The 20,407-nt window shown below is 69.0% G+C and carries 31 protein-coding genes, 1 tRNA gene and 1 pseudogene; 22 read left to right on the top strand and 11 right to left on the bottom strand.

The annotated features are described in order from the left end of the window. The first annotated feature begins 4 nt into the window (after positions 1-4). From KF709_02590 to KF709_02555, 8 genes are all read left to right on the top strand, one after another. Positions 5-409, top strand: coding sequence for a hypothetical protein (locus KF709_02590; GenBank protein MBX3173267.1), 405 nt, complete (start codon positions 5-7; stop codon positions 407-409). Beyond that, positions 406-777 (top strand): hypothetical protein, encoded by a 372-nt coding sequence (locus KF709_02585; protein MBX3173266.1) that lies wholly within the window; start codon positions 406-408, stop codon positions 775-777. The genes KF709_02590 and KF709_02585 overlap by 4 nt, the downstream gene beginning before the upstream one ends. Further along, on the top strand, positions 774-1,250 hold the full coding sequence (locus tag KF709_02580; protein MBX3173265.1) for a CHAP domain-containing protein: 477 nt from the start codon (positions 774-776) through the stop codon (positions 1,248-1,250). The genes KF709_02585 and KF709_02580 overlap by 4 nt, the downstream gene beginning before the upstream one ends. Beyond that, complete coding sequence (locus KF709_02575) at positions 1,247-2,077, top strand: hypothetical protein (GenBank protein MBX3173264.1); 831 nt, start codon at positions 1,247-1,249, stop codon at positions 2,075-2,077. Before KF709_02580 ends, KF709_02575 begins: the two co-directional genes overlap by 4 nt. A gap of 3 nt (positions 2,078-2,080) precedes the next feature. Further along, positions 2,081-2,782 (top strand): hypothetical protein, encoded by a 702-nt coding sequence (locus tag KF709_02570; protein ID MBX3173263.1) that lies wholly within the window; start codon positions 2,081-2,083, stop codon positions 2,780-2,782. Positions 2,783-2,784: 2 nt separating this feature from the next. After that, positions 2,785-4,152: a hypothetical protein gene (locus tag KF709_02565; protein ID MBX3173262.1), complete on the top strand. Its 1,368-nt coding sequence runs from the start codon at positions 2,785-2,787 to the stop codon at positions 4,150-4,152. A 125-nt stretch (positions 4,153-4,277) separates the two neighbouring features. Continuing rightward, entirely contained in the window at positions 4,278-4,619 is a 342-nt protein-coding gene (locus KF709_02560) for a hypothetical protein (GenBank protein ID MBX3173261.1), read from the top strand. Continuing rightward, positions 4,616-5,275, top strand: coding sequence for a hypothetical protein (locus KF709_02555; protein ID MBX3173260.1), 660 nt, complete (start codon positions 4,616-4,618; stop codon positions 5,273-5,275). The genes KF709_02560 and KF709_02555 overlap by 4 nt, the downstream gene beginning before the upstream one ends. A gap of 1 nt (position 5,276) precedes the next feature. On the opposite strand, the gene KF709_02550 is transcribed toward KF709_02555, so the two are convergent. The 4 genes from KF709_02550 to KF709_02535 form a co-directional block, all read right to left on the bottom strand. Then, on the bottom strand, positions 5,277-5,627 hold the full coding sequence (locus KF709_02550) for a hypothetical protein (GenBank protein MBX3173259.1): 351 nt from the start codon (positions 5,625-5,627) through the stop codon (positions 5,277-5,279). Beyond that, positions 5,627-5,920: a hypothetical protein gene (locus KF709_02545; GenBank protein ID MBX3173258.1), complete on the bottom strand. Its 294-nt coding sequence runs from the start codon at positions 5,918-5,920 to the stop codon at positions 5,627-5,629. The genes KF709_02550 and KF709_02545 overlap by 1 nt, the downstream gene beginning before the upstream one ends. An 85-nt stretch (positions 5,921-6,005) precedes the next feature. Further along, the gene (locus KF709_02540; GenBank protein MBX3173257.1) at positions 6,006-6,473 is read right to left on the bottom strand and encodes a DUF2283 domain-containing protein; all 468 of its coding nucleotides are present in this window, start codon (positions 6,471-6,473) and stop codon (positions 6,006-6,008) included. Positions 6,474-6,565: 92 nt separating this feature from the next. Then, positions 6,566-6,826 (bottom strand): DUF4258 domain-containing protein, encoded by a 261-nt coding sequence (locus KF709_02535; protein MBX3173256.1) that lies wholly within the window; start codon positions 6,824-6,826, stop codon positions 6,566-6,568. A 169-nt stretch (positions 6,827-6,995) separates the two neighbouring features. Between KF709_02535 and KF709_02530 the strand changes: the two genes are divergently transcribed. Beyond that, positions 6,996-7,742 (top strand): phage Gp37/Gp68 family protein, encoded by a 747-nt coding sequence (locus tag KF709_02530; protein MBX3173255.1) that lies wholly within the window; start codon positions 6,996-6,998, stop codon positions 7,740-7,742. Here KF709_02530 and tcmP read toward each other — a convergent pair. The 5 genes from tcmP to KF709_02505 form a co-directional block, all read right to left on the bottom strand. Beyond that, positions 7,739-8,872, bottom strand: coding sequence for a three-Cys-motif partner protein TcmP (gene tcmP / locus KF709_02525; GenBank protein ID MBX3173254.1), 1,134 nt, complete (start codon positions 8,870-8,872; stop codon positions 7,739-7,741). The two genes, KF709_02530 and tcmP, sit on opposite strands and share 4 nt — an antisense overlap. Next, positions 8,869-9,087, bottom strand: coding sequence for a hypothetical protein (locus tag KF709_02520; protein MBX3173253.1), 219 nt, complete (start codon positions 9,085-9,087; stop codon positions 8,869-8,871). The genes tcmP and KF709_02520 overlap by 4 nt, the downstream gene beginning before the upstream one ends. Further along, positions 9,084-10,142, bottom strand: a complete 1,059-nt coding sequence (locus KF709_02515; protein MBX3173252.1) for a 3'-5' exonuclease — start codon at positions 10,140-10,142, stop codon at positions 9,084-9,086. The genes KF709_02520 and KF709_02515 overlap by 4 nt, the downstream gene beginning before the upstream one ends. A gap of 4 nt (positions 10,143-10,146) precedes the next feature. Then, entirely contained in the window at positions 10,147-10,785 is a 639-nt protein-coding gene (locus KF709_02510; protein ID MBX3173251.1) for a hypothetical protein, read from the bottom strand. A 345-nt stretch (positions 10,786-11,130) separates the two neighbouring features. Further along, the gene (locus KF709_02505; GenBank protein MBX3173250.1) at positions 11,131-11,604 is read right to left on the bottom strand and encodes a hypothetical protein; all 474 of its coding nucleotides are present in this window, start codon (positions 11,602-11,604) and stop codon (positions 11,131-11,133) included. 100 nt (positions 11,605-11,704) lie between these two features. Between KF709_02505 and KF709_02500 the strand changes: the two genes are divergently transcribed. The 12 genes and pseudogenes from KF709_02500 (at position 11,705) to KF709_02445 (ending at position 18,518) form a co-directional block, all read left to right on the top strand. After that, positions 11,705-11,908 carry a hypothetical protein gene (locus KF709_02500; GenBank protein ID MBX3173249.1) on the top strand — a complete coding sequence of 68 codons (204 nt, stop codon included), beginning with the start codon at positions 11,705-11,707 and terminating at the stop codon, positions 11,906-11,908. Between the two features lie 76 nt (positions 11,909-11,984). Further along, positions 11,985-12,518 (top strand): hypothetical protein, encoded by a 534-nt coding sequence (locus KF709_02495; protein ID MBX3173248.1) that lies wholly within the window; start codon positions 11,985-11,987, stop codon positions 12,516-12,518. Continuing rightward, positions 12,515-12,853 (top strand): hypothetical protein, encoded by a 339-nt coding sequence (locus KF709_02490; protein MBX3173247.1) that lies wholly within the window; start codon positions 12,515-12,517, stop codon positions 12,851-12,853. The genes KF709_02495 and KF709_02490 overlap by 4 nt, the downstream gene beginning before the upstream one ends. Further along, positions 12,850-13,377, top strand: a complete 528-nt coding sequence (locus KF709_02485) for a hypothetical protein (GenBank protein MBX3173246.1) — start codon at positions 12,850-12,852, stop codon at positions 13,375-13,377. The genes KF709_02490 and KF709_02485 overlap by 4 nt, the downstream gene beginning before the upstream one ends. Beyond that, a complete protein-coding gene (locus KF709_02480; protein ID MBX3173245.1) occupies positions 13,367-13,843 on the top strand; it encodes a hypothetical protein in 477 nt (158 codons plus the stop codon). Before KF709_02485 ends, KF709_02480 begins: the two co-directional genes overlap by 11 nt. Continuing rightward, entirely contained in the window at positions 13,840-14,118 is a 279-nt protein-coding gene (locus KF709_02475) for a hypothetical protein (protein ID MBX3173244.1), read from the top strand. Before KF709_02480 ends, KF709_02475 begins: the two co-directional genes overlap by 4 nt. Next, the gene (locus KF709_02470; protein MBX3173243.1) at positions 14,115-14,660 is read left to right on the top strand and encodes a hypothetical protein; all 546 of its coding nucleotides are present in this window, start codon (positions 14,115-14,117) and stop codon (positions 14,658-14,660) included. Before KF709_02475 ends, KF709_02470 begins: the two co-directional genes overlap by 4 nt. After that, complete coding sequence (locus KF709_02465; protein MBX3173242.1) at positions 14,657-16,510, top strand: ParB/RepB/Spo0J family partition protein; 1,854 nt, start codon at positions 14,657-14,659, stop codon at positions 16,508-16,510. Before KF709_02470 ends, KF709_02465 begins: the two co-directional genes overlap by 4 nt. A gap of 1 nt (position 16,511) precedes the next feature. Next, a complete protein-coding gene (locus KF709_02460; GenBank protein MBX3173241.1) occupies positions 16,512-16,826 on the top strand; it encodes a hypothetical protein in 315 nt (104 codons plus the stop codon). Next, complete coding sequence (locus KF709_02455; GenBank protein MBX3173240.1) at positions 16,823-17,068, top strand: hypothetical protein; 246 nt, start codon at positions 16,823-16,825, stop codon at positions 17,066-17,068. Before KF709_02460 ends, KF709_02455 begins: the two co-directional genes overlap by 4 nt. After that, on the top strand, positions 17,065-18,198 hold the full coding sequence (locus tag KF709_02450; GenBank protein MBX3173239.1) for a site-specific integrase: 1,134 nt from the start codon (positions 17,065-17,067) through the stop codon (positions 18,196-18,198). The genes KF709_02455 and KF709_02450 overlap by 4 nt, the downstream gene beginning before the upstream one ends. A 209-nt stretch (positions 18,199-18,407) precedes the next feature. Next, positions 18,408-18,518: pseudogene (locus KF709_02445) on the top strand (HNH endonuclease). 179 nt (positions 18,519-18,697) lie between these two features. Here the strand turns inward: KF709_02445 and KF709_02440 are convergent. Then, positions 18,698-18,770: transfer RNA gene (locus KF709_02440), tRNA-Asn, on the bottom strand. 91 nt (positions 18,771-18,861) lie between these two features. On the opposite strand from KF709_02440, the gene KF709_02435 reads away from it, so the two are divergent. Then, entirely contained in the window at positions 18,862-20,082 is a 1,221-nt protein-coding gene (locus tag KF709_02435) for an ABC transporter permease (GenBank protein ID MBX3173238.1), read from the top strand. 13 nt (positions 20,083-20,095) lie between these two features. Here KF709_02435 and KF709_02430 read toward each other — a convergent pair whose 3' ends face one another. Further along, positions 20,096-20,386 (bottom strand): hypothetical protein, encoded by a 291-nt coding sequence (locus tag KF709_02430; GenBank protein ID MBX3173237.1) that lies wholly within the window; start codon positions 20,384-20,386, stop codon positions 20,096-20,098. Positions 20,387-20,407: the final 21 nt, after the last annotated feature.

The following is a 20,407-nucleotide window of genomic DNA, read 5'->3' as shown; positions in this document are numbered from 1 at the left end:
CTCGATGACGCTGGCAATCGTGCTGCAGGCGGCCGCCGCGACGGCGCCCGGAATCCACCTCGAGTTCGCGACGATCGTGAAGTGGGCGGCCGGGGGCCTCGCCACCGCGCTCATGGGTGTGGCCAGCTTCTTCCTCCGCGAGCTCGTGACGAGCGTCCGGACGTTCCGCACCAACGTCGCCGCCGAGTTCAAGGCGGTGCGCGAGGACGTCGCCGAGCTCGACGGGAAGGTCGACGGCGTCGGCGAGGAGGTCCGCATCGTGAAGCAGGAGGTGCACGGCGCGGATGGGAAGAACGGGATGAAGGGCGACCTGCGACAGACGAAGGAGCTGCTGATCGACCACGATCGGTTCTTGGAGAGGCTTGCGGAGCGCGAGGGCATGAAGATCGAACGGCGGCGGTCCGAATGAGCCAGTCGCGCGAGACCAAGCGCCAGCAACTGCCGTGGCCGTGGTGGCGGCGGCCCATCCGGGAGTTCGTCTGGTCATTCGACTTGGACGACGGCACCGGCGACGGCTCGCCTTCGCTGACGAAGATCATGGCGCTTTCCTACGCGGTGGTGGGCGTGCTGTCCGTGCCGCTCGGCTGGACCATCACAGGGACGCAGCTCACCCTCGCCGTGATCGCCATCTCGGCCGCCTTCGGGCGCTCGATGTGGCGGCACTACTTGGCCCGCGCGACGTTCGCGCACGCGACCAGCGACACCACGGTACGCACGGCTTCGACGGCTGTCTCCGAGCGTCGCGATGTAGGCGCAGGAATGGAGCCCGCACCATGAGCCGCGGCCTCCAGGTCGACGCCTTGGTGACCGTCGCGCTCGCCAGCGAAGGGGCGACTGAGCACCCGCCGAACAGCAACGCGGGGCCGTACGTCGAGCGAGTGCTGAAGCGCACCGGGCTCGGCAAGGGCTACCCATGGTGTGCGGCCTGGATTGCCGATCTCGGGGCGATCGCCTTCGGTGCCGACTGGCCGCTGCCGCTGACGGCGAGCTGTGCCGAGCTTGGCCGCGCGGCCGAGCAGGCAGAGGTACTCAATGAGAAGCCGGCGCGCGGCGACGTCTTCCTGATCTGGTTCGAGAAGCTCGGGCGGTACGCGCACACCGGGCTCGTGCTCGAGGTGCACGCGGATGGCCGCTGCACGACGCTCGAGGGCAACACCAACGACGGCGGTTCCCGCGAGGGCTGGGGCGTGTTTCGGCGCACGCGCCAGTTCGCCGCCAAGGACCGCTTCATCCGCTGGGGCGCGATGTGAGCATCCACCTGCTGCGGGGCCGCGGGCGCCGCGACCTCGTCGTCCCGCAGTTCACGGCCGTCTTTCAGTCCGACTGGGCGGGGGCGGCCCTCGGCTCGTCGAACGCGTCCAAGAGCGATGGGAACAAGTGGAATGTCGTCGGCGGGAATGACGGCGCGGGGGTCGCCGTCGTCTCGGCGGCCGGCCTCGACATGCCCAGCGGGATGGCGAAGTGCCTGCTGGTCCCGTGGGACAACGGCGTGTTCAACTTCCTGCGGAAGACGGGCATGGCCGTCCCCGGCCTTGGCCAGTCGCGCGCCTACCGACTCTATCAGCGCCTCGTGCTGCCGGACGGGACGAGCGACACCAACACGCACCCGAACCAAGACGGCAACGCGATCAGCGGCAGCAACTGGGCGTGGAATGTCTTCAACGACATCGGCGGCGGGCAGTTCCGCTCCGGCGTCCAGTTCGTCGGCGACTCCTCTCCCAACAACAACTTCATCGGCCCGACGCTCGACAAGGGCGCGACATATCGGCTCGGGTTCCTGCTGACGCGCGATGCGGTGGACGCCGCGGCGTTCAAGTTCTCGGTCCAGATCTTCAACTCGAGCGAGGTGCAGGTCGCCGACGACAGCGACTTCGCGAACAGCTCGGCCGTCTCGCTGGCCACCTACTGCGCCTCGAACAACCTCGTGCTCAACAACGCCGCCAACCTCGACGGGTTCAACGCGGGGGCGAACGATGACGGCCCGGAGCCGGGGAACTGGGGCTACCAGGGCGGTATCGCAATCTGCGACGGCCAAGGGTTCATCGGCCGCTACGGCACCGTTTCCGGGGAGGGGTAACGCATGGCTCGCCCGACTCGCGGGACTCTTGCTTCATTGGCTACCAACGGAGGTGCGACCACCCCGCACCTGCTTTCCGTCACCTGCAGCGGTGCCAACCGTGGCCTGCTCACGTTCGTGCAGTTTCGGAAGACCGGGACTGAAGAAGTCACCGCCATTTCGCGCGACGGGCAGACCCCGACTCTCTTCGCCACGAATGGATCGTTCGACGGCTCCGGGTGGGCAACACGCGTGTACCGCCTCGACAACGCGAACGCTGGTGCCGCGGACCTGTCGGTCGCGCTGAACGCGAACCGGAACACCATCATCATCGCGATCCCGTACTCTGATCTGGACCTCGCGGGAACGCCGTGGGGCACTCCGGTGCGCGAGTCCGACATGTCCACGGAATACGGCGCGAGTGTCACGGCTGATCAGGAGCTGGTCTCCATCGTTGGTGCACTCCTCACCGCGAGCACGACGCAGTCCTTCTCGGCCACGGGCGCCGGGCACACGTTGCTGGCCAACGTCCACGCCTCCTTTCAGGACCAATACGCGGCCGCCGGCTATCAGCACGAACTGGGTGCCGTCACCGCCTCGTGGTCGTTCACGACCACGCCGGACGGGGCCAGCAACTGGCTCGTCGCGGCCAACGGGATTGCGTCCGGTCCGTCCCCCGCCGCGAAGCGGCGCTATCGCAGACTCCATCTCCTCACGGCGGCCTAACCATGCGCATCATCCCGAGCAACTCCAGCACCGCGGCGCTCCGCCGAATCCCCTTCACCCTGGTCGACGCCACCGACCTCGTGACCCCAGAGGACATCACGGTCACAGGCGTGAAGGTCACGCTCTCGGTCGATGGCGGCACCCCGGCCGCGTCGACGAACGACATCGTGAAGGTGAACGGGACGAACGGTGAGTACTACGTCGAGCTCACGCAGGCCGAGGCGAACCAGACCGCCGGCGCCATCGTGCGCGGCTACCTCAAGCCTTCCGGCTGCGCGCTGACGAAGCTCGAGGCGCAGATTGGTCCCGCGGACGTGTTCGCCGCAACGGTCGACGCCAATGTCGTCAGCATGGCCGCGAACGCTGTCACCGCGACCGCCATTGCCGACGGCGCGCTGACCGCCGCGAAGTTCGCCGCAGGTGCCTTCGACGCCGTTTGGTCCGTTGCAACTCGCAGCCTCACGACGGTCGGCACGCTCATCGCCGATATCTGGTCGCACGCCACTCGCGTGCTCACGGCCGGCACGAACATCGTGCTCGCGAAGGGCACGGGCGTCACCGGGTTCACCGACCTCTCCGCGGCGGACGTGCGCGGCGCGGTCGGCCTGGGCGCTGCCAACCTCGACACGCAGCTCGCCGCGATCGGCACGCTCGCCGGTGGCGCGGCGACGCCCGCGCAGGTGAAGAGCCAGGCCGACGCGGCACTCGCCGACATCCACCTCGACCACCTGCTCGCGGCGGACTACGACCCGGCGGCAAAGCCCGGCGTCGGGACCGCGTTGCTCAACGAGCTGGTGGAGAACGACGGCGGTGTCTCCCGGCTCACGGCGAACGCGCTCGAGCAGGCGCCCACCGGCGGATCCGCCCCGAGTGCCGCGGCGATCCGCGCGGAGATCGACGCCAACTCCACGCAGCTCGCGGCGATCCGCGAGGACACCGAGGACCTGCAGGCGCAGGTGGGCGTCGATGGTGCAGGCCTCACCGCGCTCGGTGATACGCGCCTGGCCGCTCTCGATGCCGCGGTCAGCACGCGTGCGACGCCCGGCGACGTGGCCAGCCTCATCACCGCCTACGACGGGGCGACGCCGGCGGACCTCGCGGCGGCGGTGGCCCCGCTCGCGACGGCCGCGGCGGTGGCCGCGCTCCCCACCGCCGTACAGAACGCCGACGCCCTGCTCGCTCGCAATCAGCAGGGTGGCTCCAACGACGCGCCCAGCGTGGCGGACGCGATCGCGGGCGGACTCATGGACCTTCGCATCGTCGACGGCGTGCTCACGGTCTACCACGGCGACGGCGCCACCGTCGCGCTGACCCGGCAGCTGACCCGCGAGAACCTGCAGGCCATCGCCACCTCCCTCCCCACGCCCTGATGCTCACGCTCTGGATGCTCCTCTTCGGTGCCGGCGTCGACGTGACGCCGGCCGAGCCCCTTCCCCTGCCCGCGCAGGCCTCGCTCGTGAAGGATGAGGCGCGGGCCCACCTGGTGAGGTGACCCGTGCCGGATGTCCTCTTTGTCGCTACCGACACGGCCGACCCGATCACGATGCAGCTCGGGACCACGCTCCACCCCCAGAACCTCACGGGGTGGAACTGCAAGATCATCCTCCGGGACATCGCGACGAACACCCGCATCGACGCGGGGGTGACAGTCGTGGAGGATGCGGAGCTCGGCCTCGTGAGTCGCGCGCTGCTCCCCGGCGAGCGCGTCGTCGGCAAGGAGTACTACGTGGAGTGCGAGGTCGACATCCCGGGCCGAGGCAAACGCACCTATCCCGGTGCTGGCCGGCCGCGGCTCACGATCCGGATGGATCCGCCTGCCACCGCGCCGGTGCCGTGAGCTCTCGCCTCGAGCGGCTGCTCTGGATTGTCTGCGCGGTCTTCGTGGCCGCGCTCGTGCTCGGTTGGCTGCTGCCCGATCGGAGCCGGCTGCGCGCGGAGGCGACGGCGGCCGGCGCGCGCGCGGACTCGCTCGAGCTCGTGCTGGCTGACGAGCGTGCCGTCATCCAGCAGCTGCAGGACTCGGCGCAGCGCGGATCCGTCGCACACGAGCAGGCGAAGCTCGCGGCGGATGCAGGCGGACGCGCGCTCGAGGCGGGGATCCAGCGCGCGCGCGCGGCCGCTGCGGATTCCTTGCTCGAGCTGGCCACCGCGCGCGTGGAGCTCGAGCGACTCGCCGCCCTGGCGGAGCGGTACCGTTGGCTCTCGCTTGGTGAACGGCGCGCGGCCGAGCTGCGGATCCTGCCGCTCGAGGCGATTGCCGCGCGGGTGGAGGTGACGTTCACGGCCGTTGAGGACCTCGCGGCCGCACGGCGCGACCAGGTCGAGGCCCTCGAAGGCCTCGACTCCCGGTGGCGCCGGCTACTTGGCGTGGCGTGCTACGGATCCGGCGCCGCCGGCGGCGCGGCTGTAGGGGCACAGCTCGGCGCGATCGGTGGCGCGGCGATTGGCGCGGGCGTCGGCGTGCTCCTCGCAGCCGTGAGCTGCGCGCGATAGCCTAGAGTCCGAGCTTTGGCTTTAGCCAGGGCCAGACGGCGTTCACGAACGTCCAGCTCATCACGAGTACGATGATGCCGCCGACGACCTGAAGTGTGTGCATCCACTTCCCGTGGCCCTTGATCTCGGACTCCACCCGCCCGATGGATCCGTCGAGCTTCTCAAGCGCTCGCTCGATCGCGTCGAGGCGCGCGTCCATCTTGCCCGACGACGACTCGAGACGGTTGACGGCCGTGAGTACCCAGCCGCTCAGGTCGGCGCCGACCGGCGGGGGAGGCGTCTGAGGAAAAGACGTGGGTGCCGTTGGCACCGACTGGGCAGGATGCTCGCCGCTCTTCGGTCGCCGGCCCACTACGCAGTCTCCCAGTGCGCCCTGATCCACTCCCAGAGGTTCGACGACTTCACACCGTAGTAGCCCGAGACGGAGACCACGAGGGCGCTGCCGACCGAGCCCTTGCGGATCACTCCCTCGGCGTTCTTCTCGATGATACCGATGCGCTCGCAGACATGCTGGGAGGTGCCGTCTGAGGACACGAGCCACTGTCCCCGGTCGAGCTCGAGCGAGTCGTCGGGAAACTTGGCGGTGATCGCTTGAGCGAGCTTCTCAGGATGCTCGGCGGCGAGGACAGCGAAGACGCTCTTCATCCGGGGGAAGTGTCGTCTCCGGGCGCCGCCTCCGCAAGCGGCTCTCGAGCCTTCCGCCGAAGCGACGCCGAAGGTGCGGGTCGGTTCAACGCGCCGCAGACTTGAGCGGCCGTCCCGCCGGCTTGAGCTGCTCGATGTAGTTGAGCAGCGCGTGCCGGGGCACGCGCCAGTCGCGGCCGTCCTTCTCGGCGCCGACGATCTTGCCGGCGGCGATCGCCTTGCGGATGGTCTGCGGCTCGCGCCTGGTCTCCGCTGCCGCCTCGAGGATGGTGAGCATGGCCCCCGCCGGTCCCATCGCCTGCAGGACCTGCAACGGCAGGATCGCTGAGGCGTCCAGGATCTCGAACGCGACGAGCTGCTCGCCCACGTAGTCGGCGCGGATGTGGGGCGCGAGCTCGCGCGTGACGGGGCGGCCGTGCGGCTTGGCCACGAAGACAATCGCGGCCGCGTCGACGGCGGGGTCGTAGGACATCCGCGGCGCCTTCGCGGTCTGGGCATTCTTGGGCGCGATGCTGCGCGTGCGCTTCCGCGCGGTCTGCTTGGTGTTGGCCATAGCGGTCGCTCCTGGTGCTGCAGATGGTGATCCTAACGTGAGTGCTGCTGCGACGTGCCTGAACGAGGCGAGCTCCCGGAGGAGCGGGTGACCTATTCGGTCACCCACTCCACCGTGATGATGTCGTACCGCGTGGGCCAGATAACGAAGACGACCTTTGCGGGATGACCTCGAAGGACCAACTGCCGAGCGTGTCGCCTCGGCCCCTTCGGCGGCTGGTACGAACTCACCGCAACGTCGCCGGTGAAGAGGATGCGCCGCACATCCTCGCTGGAGAACCCTCGCTCGACCATCCGCTCGGCTGCGTGCTCCGAGTAGAAGATCTGCTTGGGGTACAGCGGCCTTTCATTCAATGCTCACCTCGTTCAGGGTGTGCATTGATAATAATACCTCTAACGGTAAAATGCAAGGGGCGGGGGTGGCGGGTCGAGAAGCGCGGTGCCGGGGTAGGGAATTGCGGATTCGGCGTCTATTCGTCTACTTGATGGCCGAGCGGCCTTCCCCCGAACGCGAGTACGCGCGATGCCCACTGCCATCGAATGGACCGACGAAGTCTGGAACCCGATGACCGGGTGCACGAAGATTTCGGCGGGGTGCGACAACTGCTACGCCCACGTCGTCGCGCAGCGGCGCACGCGCCATCGTTATCTCGCGCACCCGCCGGTGAAGGACACCGAGGCAAATCGCAACGACCCCTTCGCGCCCCGGTTTTGGGAGGAGCGCCTAGTGGTGCCGTTCAAGTGGCGGGAGCCGCGCCGCGTCTTCGTGAACTCCATGAGCGACGTCTTCCACGCGCACTTCAGCCTTGAACAGATCCGCATGGTGTTCGAGGTCATGAATGCGTGCCCGCAGCACCAGTTCCAGGTGCTGACGAAGCGGCCGGAGCGGGCCGCGCGGCTCGGCGATGAACTCGACTGGACCCCGAACATCTGGATGGGCACGTCGATCGAGGACATGCGGGTCGCGCGGCGCGCGGATGCACTGCGTGATGTTCCGGCCGTCGTGAAGTTCATCAGCGCTGAGCCGCTGCTGGGCTCGCTGGCCGAGCTCGACGTCTCCGGCATCGACTGGGTGATTGGCGGCGGCGAGAGCGGCGCCGGCGCGCGGCCCGTCGATATCGCCTGGGCCCGGGAGCTGCGCGACATGTGCAAGCGCGCAGGTGTCGCCTTCTTCTGGAAGCAGTGGGGCGGCTTCACACCCAAGGCGGGTGGGCGTGAGCTCGACGGCCGCACCTGGGACGAGTATCCGCGCGAGCTCCTGCGGGCCTAGGCCGGCGTGACGGTCTCGCGGTCCTCGGGCTCTGCGCCCTCGAAGGGCCGGGCCTGGTGGCGCGACACGAGATGTCGTAGAGCCTGCACATGGTCCTTCTTCCGGAACTCCGGGCCGAAGACCGACGCGAGCATGGCGCGCAGCTCGATCCATGGGGCGCCGCCGGTGTGCCGGAGCTCCTCGAGCAGCAGCTCCTCGAGCTCGCGCATCGAGACGGTGCGCGGCGCCGGCAGCGGCCCGAAGAGGCTGCCCTGTCCCAGCGCGGCATCGCGCCGCTGCTCCGTGGTCGCATAGAGCTCGTCACGCAGCGCGCTCGCCACGTCGTTGAGGTAGGCGCAGCCATCGGGGCTGTCGGTCGCGTGCAGGATGAAGTAGCGCGGCGCGCCGGTGAACGTCGCCTTGATCGGCACGAGCTGCACCCAGCGGAAGCGCTCGTAGATCGGGACCAGGTAGCGCTCGAGCAAGGCCTGCTGCCGGTCCGCGCCGGTGAACTCGGCGGACTTCAACATCTCCGCGAACGCCGGGTCGACGTTGCACGCCTCCAGGTTGCGGCGGAAGGCGTCGAGCTCGCGCGCGTGGCGCTCGCTGGTCGGTCGCTCCTGCAGGCGCCCCCACCAGCGGCTGAGGATGCCGGGCGGCACCCGCACGATGAGCTCCTTGCGCGCGCTCTGGTTCTCCAGGATCGGTGTGAGGGCGTCGATGCTCACGTCCTTCATCCCGTACGGGTCGATGAAAAACAACGTCGGCCAGCGCTCCGTGACCTGCACGATCGACTCGAGGAAAAGCTGGAACGGGCCGTGAAGCGCATCCGCGAGCTGCGGCGACCGCTGGATCCACGGCCGCAATGCCGTGGCGAGCCGCGCGTAGTTCTCATCGTTCTGCTCGCAGGCGAAGACCATCACCCGCGCGTGATTGCCGCGGTCGGGCGCGTCGTTCAGGCGCGCCGCGATGATTGGGGACCCTGCCGTGTCGTCGTCGTAGTACCCGGACCCGGCGCACGAGTCGACGAAGGCGAGCGTCTTGTGCCGTGACCCGAGCTTGCGCACCCAGATAGTCAGGTACTTGGAGAGGATGCGGTGCTTGTAGTGGCCCCACTCCTTGACACCCTTGAAGAACGGATCGGGACTCACGCGCGCTCTCGCTCCGTCTCCACCACCCGCAGCCAGACCAGGCAGAGGCCGGTGCCGCTGGTGTCGTTGGGATCCCGTGCGAGCTCGTACTCGGCCACGTGGCCAGGGCGGTCCTTCAGCGGCACCCGGATGAGATCCCCCACCCGGGCGTGCCCCTCCACCTCGAGCAGGGATCCCGCGCCCTCGCCCCCGTAGGTCCGGATCCGGCGGATCACGGCGCGGCGGGTGCGCTGTTATCGCCCGGTGCCCAGCCGAGGTCCCGAAGAATGCTGCCAACCTCGGCGATGTTCTTCGACTCCTGGTGCGAGACGAACCCATCCTCGACGCATGTCATCAAGACCGCCGAGTAGAAGTCGGCATGCACCGACCGAATCTCGCCGGGAGTGAGCTCGAGTTCGCGCTGCAGTCGCTCGAGGGAGTGGAACTCTTCCGGCGTCATGATGGCATCCGCGAACGCGTCCACCAGTGCATGGGCATAGCCGCCGATGCGGAGCGCGCGCACGCGCCGGCGCACTCGATTCGAGTGCTCCGCTGCAGCGGCTTCTTGCACCGCTGCGACTGCATCGTGGTCGGGGTACGTGATCGGCGTGACGCGTGGCTTCGAGTGCAGTCGGCTCGCGGGGACCGCGACGTCCCCAAGGGCATCACCACGCAGCGGATCGAACTCCCAGCTCTCCATGAACTTGTAGTGCTTCCGCGCCGCGAGATCGCCGAACGTGCGGATGCCGCGCGCGCGCATGTGCTCTCGATAGACTTGCCACAGCAGTGCGCCGGCGAGCGCGTCGTGTGCGGCGCGATGGTCCGGCGCTGGGATGTCGTGGTGAGAGACGGCGTCGTGCAGCCCGCAGCGCGGCCCAATGCCGATGGCGGGGCGCATATACATCAGGCAGCCGTACGGCACCCGCAGCGGCGACTCCGATCGCTTGAGCGCGAAGGCCAGTTCGGAGTGGAGGAACGCCATGTCGAACGAGGCATTGAATGCGAGCACGACGCACCCGCGGAGCGCGGCTGCCAGCGGCTCGAGGACATCGACGAACGACGGAGCTCCGACAACGTCTTCGTCGAAGATGCCGTGAATGCTGGAGCAGGCAACGGGCCCGCCAGGATCCACCAGCGAGTCGTACACGACGTGGTGGCCACCATTGGGATTCACCCGGACCACCGCCACCTCAACCACTCTACACAGTGACTTGGGCGAGAGGCCCGTGGTTTCGAAGTCGATGATCGCGACGGGAGTCTCGTCGATTACGCGCTCCATGATGCCACTCATCGGATCACTCCTCTGGATGCAATCGGGCGGCGCCGAGTCGGCGCAGGCGCTCGCGCATCGTTCTGTAGGGGATCGTCCGATCGACGGCGGCGAGGTCATCGGCGGCATCGCCGGCATCGGCGAGCAACCCCAGGATGATCACGAAGTCCGCCGGCGACATCTCGACCTTGAAGTCGAGCTCGTCGTCGAAGTCAAAGAAGAACAGCACGACCGTCTCACTGCTGTCGGGCCTCACGTAGCGTGCAGCGCCAAAGGCTCGCTCGTGCACGTCGTCTACCGCGGGCTCACCGAGTCGAATCGGAACAACCCGTCCAGCCTTCGGGGCGCTCGCGACGAGAAAGCTGTCGATTGCGGACTCGAGCCACGGCGCGAAGTCGCCAAGTGGGACCTGCACCTCTACAAGCGTGTCGGCGTAGAGCGCGCGCAGAACGACTTGCGGCCAGCCGCCGCGGGTCCTTGCTCCGGCCGCTTGGAACGCGCGTCCACTCACGGCGTGGTAGCCCGCAATGCGTTCATCCGCGCCTCTACCACTGCTGCGGCCGCCGTTGTCGTAGCGGTCGAGCCACGAGCGCGCGTCCTGGCTCGTCGCCGAGTCGGCAGCCGCCGCTAGCGTGACTAGGAGCGCGATGCCACGGATTCGCATGAGCCCTCGAACAAGTGAAGGGTTTGGTGTGTATCTGCGCCAATGTGCTGCAGGTCACGTGCCGAAACCAGTCGCCCTAGGTCAGGTTGCGAGGCTCCCCACGGCAGCTACATTACCGAACGGATTCCGAAACAGGGGCGACAGGCGAGGATAGGGGCATGGCGGAGACGAGGCTGTGGCTGCGGGCGGTGGATGATGTGCCGGTGCTGAAGATTCGCGCCGAGGATCTCGTGCGCTGGGACCGAATGCCAGGCCATCCGCCGTTCGTGCAGTCGCGTCGACGTGACCTCGACTACGGCGCCATCCTGGTGGCCCTCAACACCGGCGCCCTCGAGCCGCTAGTCCTCACGCCCGCTTCTTCCCCTTCTTCTCAGCGGACTTCTGCAGAGACTGCAGTCGAGCAAGAAGTTCGGCGTCAGCTTCAGCACCTTCGACTTCTCGGCTGAGCTCCTCGTGGGTGCGCTGGCGTGGCCGTCGCTCATCCTCCGGTTCTCCTGAACGGAGTCGGTCCATGAAGGCTCCGATCTCCGCCTGCTGTGAGACGATGTACTGCATCATGCCCATCAGCGCTTCCTGCTTCCCGCGGTAGAAGTTCAGCTGATCAGCCCCGGGCTCGCGCGCGCCGTTGGCCCGCGCCCATGCCAACAGCTTCTCCCTCGACGATCCGTACGGGCTTCGCGTTGAGCCAGCGGCGATGAAGTCGGCCAGCGTCTGGTGCGAGATGCCGATCTCGGACGACACGCGCCGAAGGCTCGAACCGTCCACCGCCCTGCGCGCTGCCTGCCGCGCCTGCTCTACCAACATGTCCTGTGAGGTCAACCGAGCTCCTGGAATCGGGCAGGGCTTGACACCGTAAAGGTCCGGCCATATTCTTGGCCAGAGCTTGACGGTAGGTATTACCTCTGCACTCGTAGGGACAATGTCAGCCAACGTCACCCGTCGCAAGCGCAAGGGACTGGGCGCGATCCTCACCTTCCGCTACCCAGTGGATGAGGTCGAGGACCTCGACGCGGCCGCCAAGGCCAAGGGCCTCACGCGCAGCGCCTTCATGTACGCCGCGATCTCGCGCGACGTCGAGCGATTCAAGCGCAAGCAGAACACTCCCGCACTCCCCGCCGCCTAGCGGCGTGGTGGAGCGCGGGCATCGGATGGGCAGGGCAGGGCACAGGGCATACCGGACGATTGACCAGGAGGCGGGGATGGCGCGAGCAACGGAGGCGGGTGGCTTTGCAGGACGCCGCGCGATGCGCGAGGCGGTGCGGTTCGTGGGGGACTGCGACGCCGTGGTCCGGCGGGCCTACGCCGCGGTGATGAAGCGGGGCGCCGTGCGGCGCGCGCTGCACGCCGGCGGGCGGGACCACCAGCTGGACAAGGCGCACAGCAAGGCCTACGCGGGGCAGTCGGCGCTGGCGGTGGTGATGCACCAGATGGAGCGGCTCCGTCGGTCGGGGGCGAACCTCGCCGAGCTGCTGCGGTTCGCGGAGGTCCTGTACGAGACGGCTTTCGAGCTCGCGGGGGCGGTCCCGCGCTCCCTCGATGCCATCGACCTGGAGGAACAGCGCATGGACGCCGACGAGGACGTGCTGCAGATGCGCCGCCGCGTGAACGGCGCGACCACCGCCGGCCTCTACGAGGAAGCCGATCTCTGCGCACGCGTGGCCGCCACCATGTCTGAGCGGGCACGCGCGCTGCGCCTGCAGGCGATGGCGCTGCCGGTGAGGGCTACCGCATGAGCGCCGCGACGAAGAAGCGCCGCCGGCGCCCGGTCAGCTTCAACGTGAGCGCCGACGACAACGCGGTGATCGCCGCGATTGCGCGCCGAGCCGTCCGTGACGGGATCGTCGACCTAACGGCCGACACCGGGGCCGTGGATCCGCAGACGAGCCTGGAGATGGATCTCGCCGCCGTCATGGCGAACGATGCGCCCCTGGACCTCGAGCGCCTGATCACGCTGCCGGCGTTCGACTTCACGCACGACATCCTCGGCATCCAGAAGCACATCGACCGCACGACGGGCCGACTGCTCCTGCGCTTCGAGCCGCGGTGCGGCCGGAGGGTCTCCGCATGAGCGCGCCCGCGATCGACTACCTGACCAACGGCGCGCCGTCGGTCCTGCACATCGACCTCGCGCAGCTCGCGCTCGAGGCGGACCGCTCCGCGCGCGCGGTGATGCCGCCGATGCCGCACCCGGAAGACGCGATGGAGCGGCAGCTGCTGGACTCCGCGAAGGACTGCGCCGCCGGCAACGTGATTCCGCCGCGGCGCGAGCTCATCGCGGCCGCGCTGCGCGAGGCCGAGCGCCAGCAGTGGTGGCGCGACGTCGCCGAGGCGGAGAAGGCGGCGTTGCTAGAGAAGGTCGAGGCGAAGGAGCGCGCGTTCGCGACGAGCGACCACGAGCTCCGGACCCAGCGGCAGCGGCTGATCGGCGTGATCTCCGAGCTAATCGGGTGGGCTTCGGGTGTCCTCGGTTGTGCCCCGGAGGCCGACGAGGTCCTCAAGCGCGTGCGAGCCCAGGGGAGTGGTCTGCTCAGGCACGAACAGCCGACCGACGATATGCAGCGCGTGCGCCAGGAGATCGCCAATGGCCACTAGCCCCGATCGCGCGCGCCGGCAGCGTGTCGCAAAGGTCCTCGGCACAGGACTGATCCTGCTCGTGCTCGCCGGCATGCTGACGCCTCGCGGTTACATCGCGCCGCTGCCCGTCCAGCTCTACGGCGGCGAGCAGATCCCGTGGACGGACTCCATCCAGGCGGAGTGGCGCGACGTCATGCGCTGCGTCGGTCTCGACGAGAGCCCGGACACCACGCTGCGCCTCTGGCGCGTGCCGCCTGGCACTCCCGGCTGGCTCGAGTCCCACAGCGCGCTGCTCTGGATGGGCTTCTACTTCCGCGACGCGCACATGGTCGTCGTGCGGCCGAGCCTAGACGAGCACGCCGCGTGGCGGCACGAGTTCGTGCACGCGCGCCTGCAGGACGCCGGCAATCGGCATCCGTCCGTCTTCCATACGCACTGGGAGCGCTGCCGCTTCCTGGGCCCGCCGGTGGACGTCGACCTATGACGCCTCCGAATGAGCGGGACATCAGGATCCAAGAGCAGCAGGAGCTCGACGCCGGCGCCGCGTCCACGAAGCTCGCGCTCGCCTTCGATGCGATCGGCGACCAGCTCAACATCGCGATCACCCAGGCGCCGCGCGCGCCGCGCAACCATTCGCTGGAGTCGATCGCGCTCTTCATGGCGGTCCGGAAGCTCCAGCGGGTCGCGAAGATCTGCGAGCTCGGCGACACCGTGGACCATCGATTCGGCGAGCTGCTGCTCGAGCTGGAGGAGAAGTGACGGCACCCGCCACCGTGCGCAGCGAACGCCCCATCGAGCGGACGTTCCGGCTGTCGCTCGACGAGCCACTCGTGCTCGATGTCTCGTACTGCGACCTCGTGCACGCGCACGAGCCCAACGTCGGGCCCTTCGCGCTCCGCTTCCGCGGCACGCGGCAGCCGGATGCCCAGCTCGTGCGCGGCTTCGTGCCGCTGGTCGAGATCGAGGGCGGGCTGCTCACGAGCGGCGCGCTGGCGCGGCCTCTCGACACCTCCGGCCTGCCGCCTGGCGATCGCGGTTTTCTGGCGGTGCCGCTCGTCCACTTCGCGCTCACGCTGACGAAGCGGCGGAAGGGCAACGGCACGTGGATGGTCGAGGTCGGCGTGCGCCGCGGCGTAGCGACCGATCTCCAGCAGTACCTGCAACTGCTTAGCGCCGCGGCGGAGCACGCGGTGCCAGTTCTGACCAAGCACGGGCTCTACGCAGGGTCGGCGGAGGTGATCAGCATCGCGGGCCAGCTGTTCGCGGCCCGCACCAACCGAATGGAGGGCAGGGCAGGATGACGGCAACCATGGAACGACAGGACGCTCCGACCAACCGCGAGGCCTCGATGCGCGCGATGGAGCGCGCGGGCGAGGCGCGCGTCGAGGCGATCGGCCTCTCGCTGATCGACGAGAGCCCGGACAACCCACGCAAGCACTTCCCCGCGGCATGGATCGACGAGCTCGCGGCGTCGATGCTCGCCAGCGGCCAGCTGACGCACGCGCTGGTGCGCCCGAACCCGAAAGCGATCGGCCGCTACGAGCTCGCTGCCGGCGCCACCCGCCTCCGTGCCGCGCGCAAGGCGGGCCTCACGCACCTGCAGTGCGTCGTGCGGCCGCTCGGCGACGCCGAGTTCCTCGAGGCGCTGACGTTCGAGAACCTGAAGCGGCGCGACCTGCAGCCGATGGAGGAGGCGCGCGGCTATGCGCTCCTGCAGAAGCGCCTCGAGGGCTGGACCGTCGAGAAGATCGCCGAGCGCTCGGGCGTCTCGGTCGACTACGTGCGCGACCGCCTGCGGCTGCTGAAGCTCGACGAGAAGGCCGTGAGCCTCCTCGAGGACGGCCGCATCGAGCTGGGCCATGCGCTCGAGCTCGCGAAGATCGGGACCTCGGACCAGAAGCGCGCGATCAAGGAAGGCCTCTTTCAGCCAGAGGGCCACGCGCCGGACGAGCTCAAGCTGCTCGGCCCGGACAACGGCGGCCAGAAGGCGCGCACCGTGCGCGAGCTGAGGGCGTGGATCGACCGCAACGTGCGCGTCGACCTGGCGCACCCGGAGCTGGAGCACCTGCTGCCGGCGACGGCCGCGGCCATCGAGACGGCGACGGCGGCCAAGCGCCGGCAGGTCTTCATCGCGTTCGGGCACGTGGATCCCCGCGTGAAGGGCAGCGAGAAGGTGATCGGGCCCCTCTCCTGGAAGCGGGCGGAGAACGAGCAAGGGCAGCCGACGTGCGACTACGCGGTGCTGGGTATCGTGTTCGCCGGCGACGCCTCGCGCGGGCACGCGCTCCTGGTCTGCACCAACAAGGACCGCTGCAAGCGGCACTGGCCGCAGCACGTGAAGCGGCGCGAGGACCGCGAGAAGGCCCGGCGCGGCGAGCTCACGAGCAAGGCCGGCAAGAAGGTCAGCGAGGCCGAGGTCGCACGGAAGCAGCGTGAGCAGCAGGCCAAGGAGGACGCTGCGCGGAAGGCGCAGGCGGCGGCACTTACAGCCGCGACCCCGGAGCTCCTCGACGCGCTCTTCGCTGCGATCGCCAAAGCCAAGCCGTTGACGCTGCTGCAGGCGATCATCAAGGACTCGAGCGACATCCGGGAGCCGCTTGGGAAGTCTCGGCTAGCCAAGCTTCCCTCGCGCACAGTCGATGACCTGGTGCGCCGTCTCTTCGCGCAGCGCGCGTTCGGTGGCTACTTCCGCCTCGACGACAGCTGGACGTTCGAGCAGCGCCTCAAGCCGATGGCCAAGCAGTTCGGCATCGACGCTGGCGCGATCCTGAAGAAGCACACGCCGAAGGCAGAGGCGCCGAAGGCCGAGCAGCCGACAGCACCGCCGAAGGCCTCCGCGGCACCTAAGGCGGTGAAGGTGACCAAGGCGCCGAAGAAGAAGGTCGCCAAGCGACAGCCAGCCGCGCAGTTCATGCAGCCTGTGACGCCAGACGCCAAGCTCGCCGCCGTCGTCGGCACGAAGCCGATGCCGCGCACCGAGCTCATCAAGAAGCTGTGGGCGTACATCAGGAAGCACGGCCTGCAGGACAAGAAGAACCGCCGCATGATCAAGGCGGATGAGAAGCTGCGCCCGATCTTCGGCGGCAAGGACGCGATCTCGATGTTCGACATGACGAAGGCCGTCACCAAGCACCTGGTGAAGGCCAAGTAGCATGTCTGCGCGCGCGACCTTCGACGCACCGGTGCGCTTCACCGTGACGACGTGCCCAGGCTGTGGCACGCCGTTCGCGGTGGAGCAGCGGCTGTTCGACGTGACCGTCGCGACGCAGGGCACGCTCACGTGCCCCAGTGGACACCGCGCGCCGATCGGCATCGAGTCGCCGACCGAGCAGCTGATCGCGAGTCACCGTCGCGCGCTTGGCGAAGCCACGGAGACGCTCCGGCAACAGCGCGAGGAAATCGGACGCCTGCAGGCGACGATCGTGGACCGCATCGTCGGGCCCGAGACGGCCCAGGGAGAGGCATGAGTCTGGACTCGCTGCTGTCCGAACAGGAGCTGCGTGAGAAGCTCAAGCTCGCGGGCGCCTCGAAGCGTGCGGCATGGTACCGCGTGCGACCATTCTTCGCCTCGGCCGTCGTCACCGTTCCCAACGGGACGGTGCGCGGCCACCGACTCTACGATGCGACGCGCGTCGAGGAACTGCTCGAGGCTCGCTCGAACCGCAACTCCCCGCTCTCGCGCGTGCGCGCGCTCAAGAAGGTCGGATGACACCCTACCGCAAGAAGGACGAGCTCACCTGGACGCTGACGATCCCGACCGGGGATCCGGCGCGCCCGTATGCCCGCGTGAGCTCCGGCACTCGCGACAAGCCGACGGCCGACCAGATGCAGAAGATGCTCGACCTCCTGGGCGGGCGCGGCAAGCGCCTACTGTGGGTACGAGACGCCATCCTCGCGCGCCGGCTCCGCGTCGGTGCGGTCTACGACGCCTGGCTCGGCGGCACGCTCGACGAGCTGCAGGCCACGCTCGAGGACCTCAACCTCGCGGAGGCACTGGAGCCGTGGGTCGCGGCGCTCGAGGCGCGCGTGCGCGACGAGACGTTCTCGCGCGAGACGTTCCGCAAGTACCGCGCGCAGGTGCAGGCGCTCGTCGCCGGCGGGCTCTGGCGCTCGCAGCTGACGACGCCGGCGCTGCGCGCGCGACTCGACGCGTTGCCTGGCAGCGGGACCAACCGCCGCCGGCACGCGGCCGCGTGGATGCACTTCCTCGACTACTGCGTCGAGACGGGTCGGCTGCCGAGCAATCCGTTGCGCACACTCAAGCTGCCGCCGGCGAACCGCACGAAGGACCGCTACGCCGAGTGGCCGCACGTGGTGCGCCTGCTGCACGCGATGCCGGAGGGTGCGCATCGTGCGCTGGCGGCGATCCGGCACGGGGCCGGCCTCGAGATGCAGGCCGCGCTCGCGATGTGCCGGCGCGACGTGGACCTCGCGACGAAGGTCGTGTGGGCGCACGGCCGCAAGAATGCGAACCGCGACCGCCAGGCGATCGTGCTCGACGACGCGTGCTGGGATCTCTTCGCCTCGTACGTGCGGGGCGGGGGCTTCCTGCCCGATGCTCCGCTCTTTCCCGTCGCGCACGGCGCCCATGCGGATGCGCAGGCGGCCGCCTGCGAAGCGCTGCGGGCGCAGGGTGTGCCGATCCGCGAGGGCTACACGCTGCACGGCGCGCGGCACTCGTTCGGCGTGGAGATGGCCCGGCGCGGCTACGAGCTGAAGCTGATCTCGGCGAACCTCGGCCACGCGAACGAAGTGATGGCCATGAAGCTCTATGCGAAGTACCGGCCGCGGGCCGAGGATCTCATGCAGGCGGCGAAGCGTCGCGGAGCGCAGCAGTGACGACGCGCGCGTGCCTCAAGTGCGGGACCACGAAGCTGGCCGGTGGTTGGGTGCTGCCCGACGGCCAGGTCGTCTGCGCACGGCACCGCTTCATCGCCACGCCAGGCGCGTTGCCGGTCCGCGGCTCCCGTCACGTCGATCACCGCGGTTACGTGCGGGTGCCGAGCGGCTCGAGGGCGATCCTCTACGAGCACCGCGTCGTCGCGGAGATGGTGCTCGGCCGGCTACTGCGCGCCGATGAGTGCGTGCACCACCTGAACGACGACAAGCAGGACAACCGCCCCGAGAACCTTGCCGTGATGAAGCGGCGCGACCACATCGCCATGCACAACGCCTTGGAGCCGAAACGCTCTGCTACGGTTTCCGCTACGGGTGAGTGGCGACGCGCCGGCAGAACGCAGCGGGCACTGGTGCTGCGCTACGCACCAGTGCCCGGTAACCCTCAGCCCGCACAGGAGATACGCGCCTTCCGCATGACACTCCTCGCAGACCTTCTCAGCTCCGGCGCTCGGACTCGAACCGAGGACCCGGTGATTAACAGTCACCTGCTCTACCAACTGAGCTACGCCGGAATAGACTCGTAGTATAATCGGGGCAGACCCCTCCATTCAAGCGTCGGCCACCAGCCGCGAAACGCCCAGCGCGCCCCTCCGTAGTCCCGCCATGGCCCGCAATCTCTCCGTCGGTTTCGAAGCTCTCCGCGCCAACCCGCTGCGCACCGTCCTCTCCACCCTCGGCGTGGTGATGGGCGTCGCCGCGATGGTCTCCGTCCTCGCCATGGGCGACGGCGTCGAGAAGTTCGCCCGCGAGCAGATCGAACGCACGACGGACTTCCTCAGCGTCGGCGTCACCCCGGTGACGGGTGTGCGCGTGGACGGCCAGTTCCTGCGTCGCGACTCGATCCCCGTGCTCACGCGCGAGGATGCCCGTACGCTGGCCGCGTTGCTGCCGCAGGCCCAGCACGTGACCCTGCGGGCCGGCGGCGGCGCGTTGGTGGCGACGGAGCCCACGGGGCGCCTGCGCGGCTACATCCTCCAGGCGGTGCAGGCGGAGCCCGTGCCGCAGAACCGGCCAGCGGTGGCGCTCGGCCGTTGGCTGCGAGATGCCGACACGGCCGCCGTCGTGCTCTCCGACGCAGCCGCTGCCGCGCTGCTCGCCGACTCCACGTCCTCGCGCGAACCTGTGCTCGGACGGCGCCTGACGTTCGGTGGCAATCCGCACACCGTCGTCGGCATCGCCGCCCCCGACACCACGCTGCTGGGCCTCGTGGCCTGGATCCCCGTCGAGGACGCCGCACGCGCGCTCGGCCCGCGCGTCACGCCCTCGCTGGCCATCACAGCGCGGCGAATCGAGGACGTGGACACGATTCGCGTGCTCGCCGAGGGTTGGGCGGCGCAGCGATTTGGCGCGAAGTGGAAGGAGGAAGTCGAGGTCGTGAATCGCCGTGCGCGTGCGGAGCAGACCGCGACGGCGATGCGGATCTTCAAGCTGTTGATGGCCTCCATCACCGGCGTGTCGCTGCTGGTGGGCGGCGTGGGCATCATGAACGTACTGCTCGCGTCGGTGGCCGAGCGCACGCGTGAGATCGGCATCCGTAAGGCGACGGGTGCGCGGCGCGGTGACATCCTGGTGCAGTTCCTCGCCGAGTCCGTGGCCATCACCGGGCTCGGGGCCGCGGTGGGCGTCGTGACGGGGCTCGGCATCGCCTTCCTGGCCGCGGCGATCATGCGCGCGCAGACCAACGCGCCGGTGCAGCCCGCGATCACGTTGCCGACGGTGGGCTTCGCCGTCGTGGTAAGCATCGTGATCGGGCTGCTCTTCGGACTCTATCCGGCGCTGCGGGCGGCGCGTCTCTCACCGATCGACGCGATCCGCCACGAGTAGTTGCTGCGAGTCGCTACTTCTTGCGGCGGCGTGCCGCGACGGTAGCAGCGGCAGCAGCGCCGGCAATCGCGACGGCCGCGGCCGCGCGCTGCACGCGCTTGTCCTTCGCAGCCTTCGCGACCTTGGCACCCGCGCGCTTGGCAGCGGCGCGGGCCTTCGTGGCCGCGGCACCCGCCTTCTTCAGGGCCGCCTTGCCAGCCTTCACCGCGGCGCGCGTCTTCTTCGCGACCTTCGTGCGCGTCTTCGAGGCGGCCTTCACCGCGTTGCGCGCCTTCTTGCGCACGGTACGCTTCGTAATCGCCATATGCGTCTCCGGTTGGAGGTT

It is taken from the genome of Gemmatimonadaceae bacterium, from assembly GCA_019637445.1.
GTDB lineage: Bacteria > Gemmatimonadota > Gemmatimonadetes > Gemmatimonadales > Gemmatimonadaceae > Pseudogemmatithrix.
The sequence above is the reverse complement of the archived record's forward strand: the minus strand, read 5'-3'. Positions and strand labels throughout refer to the sequence as shown.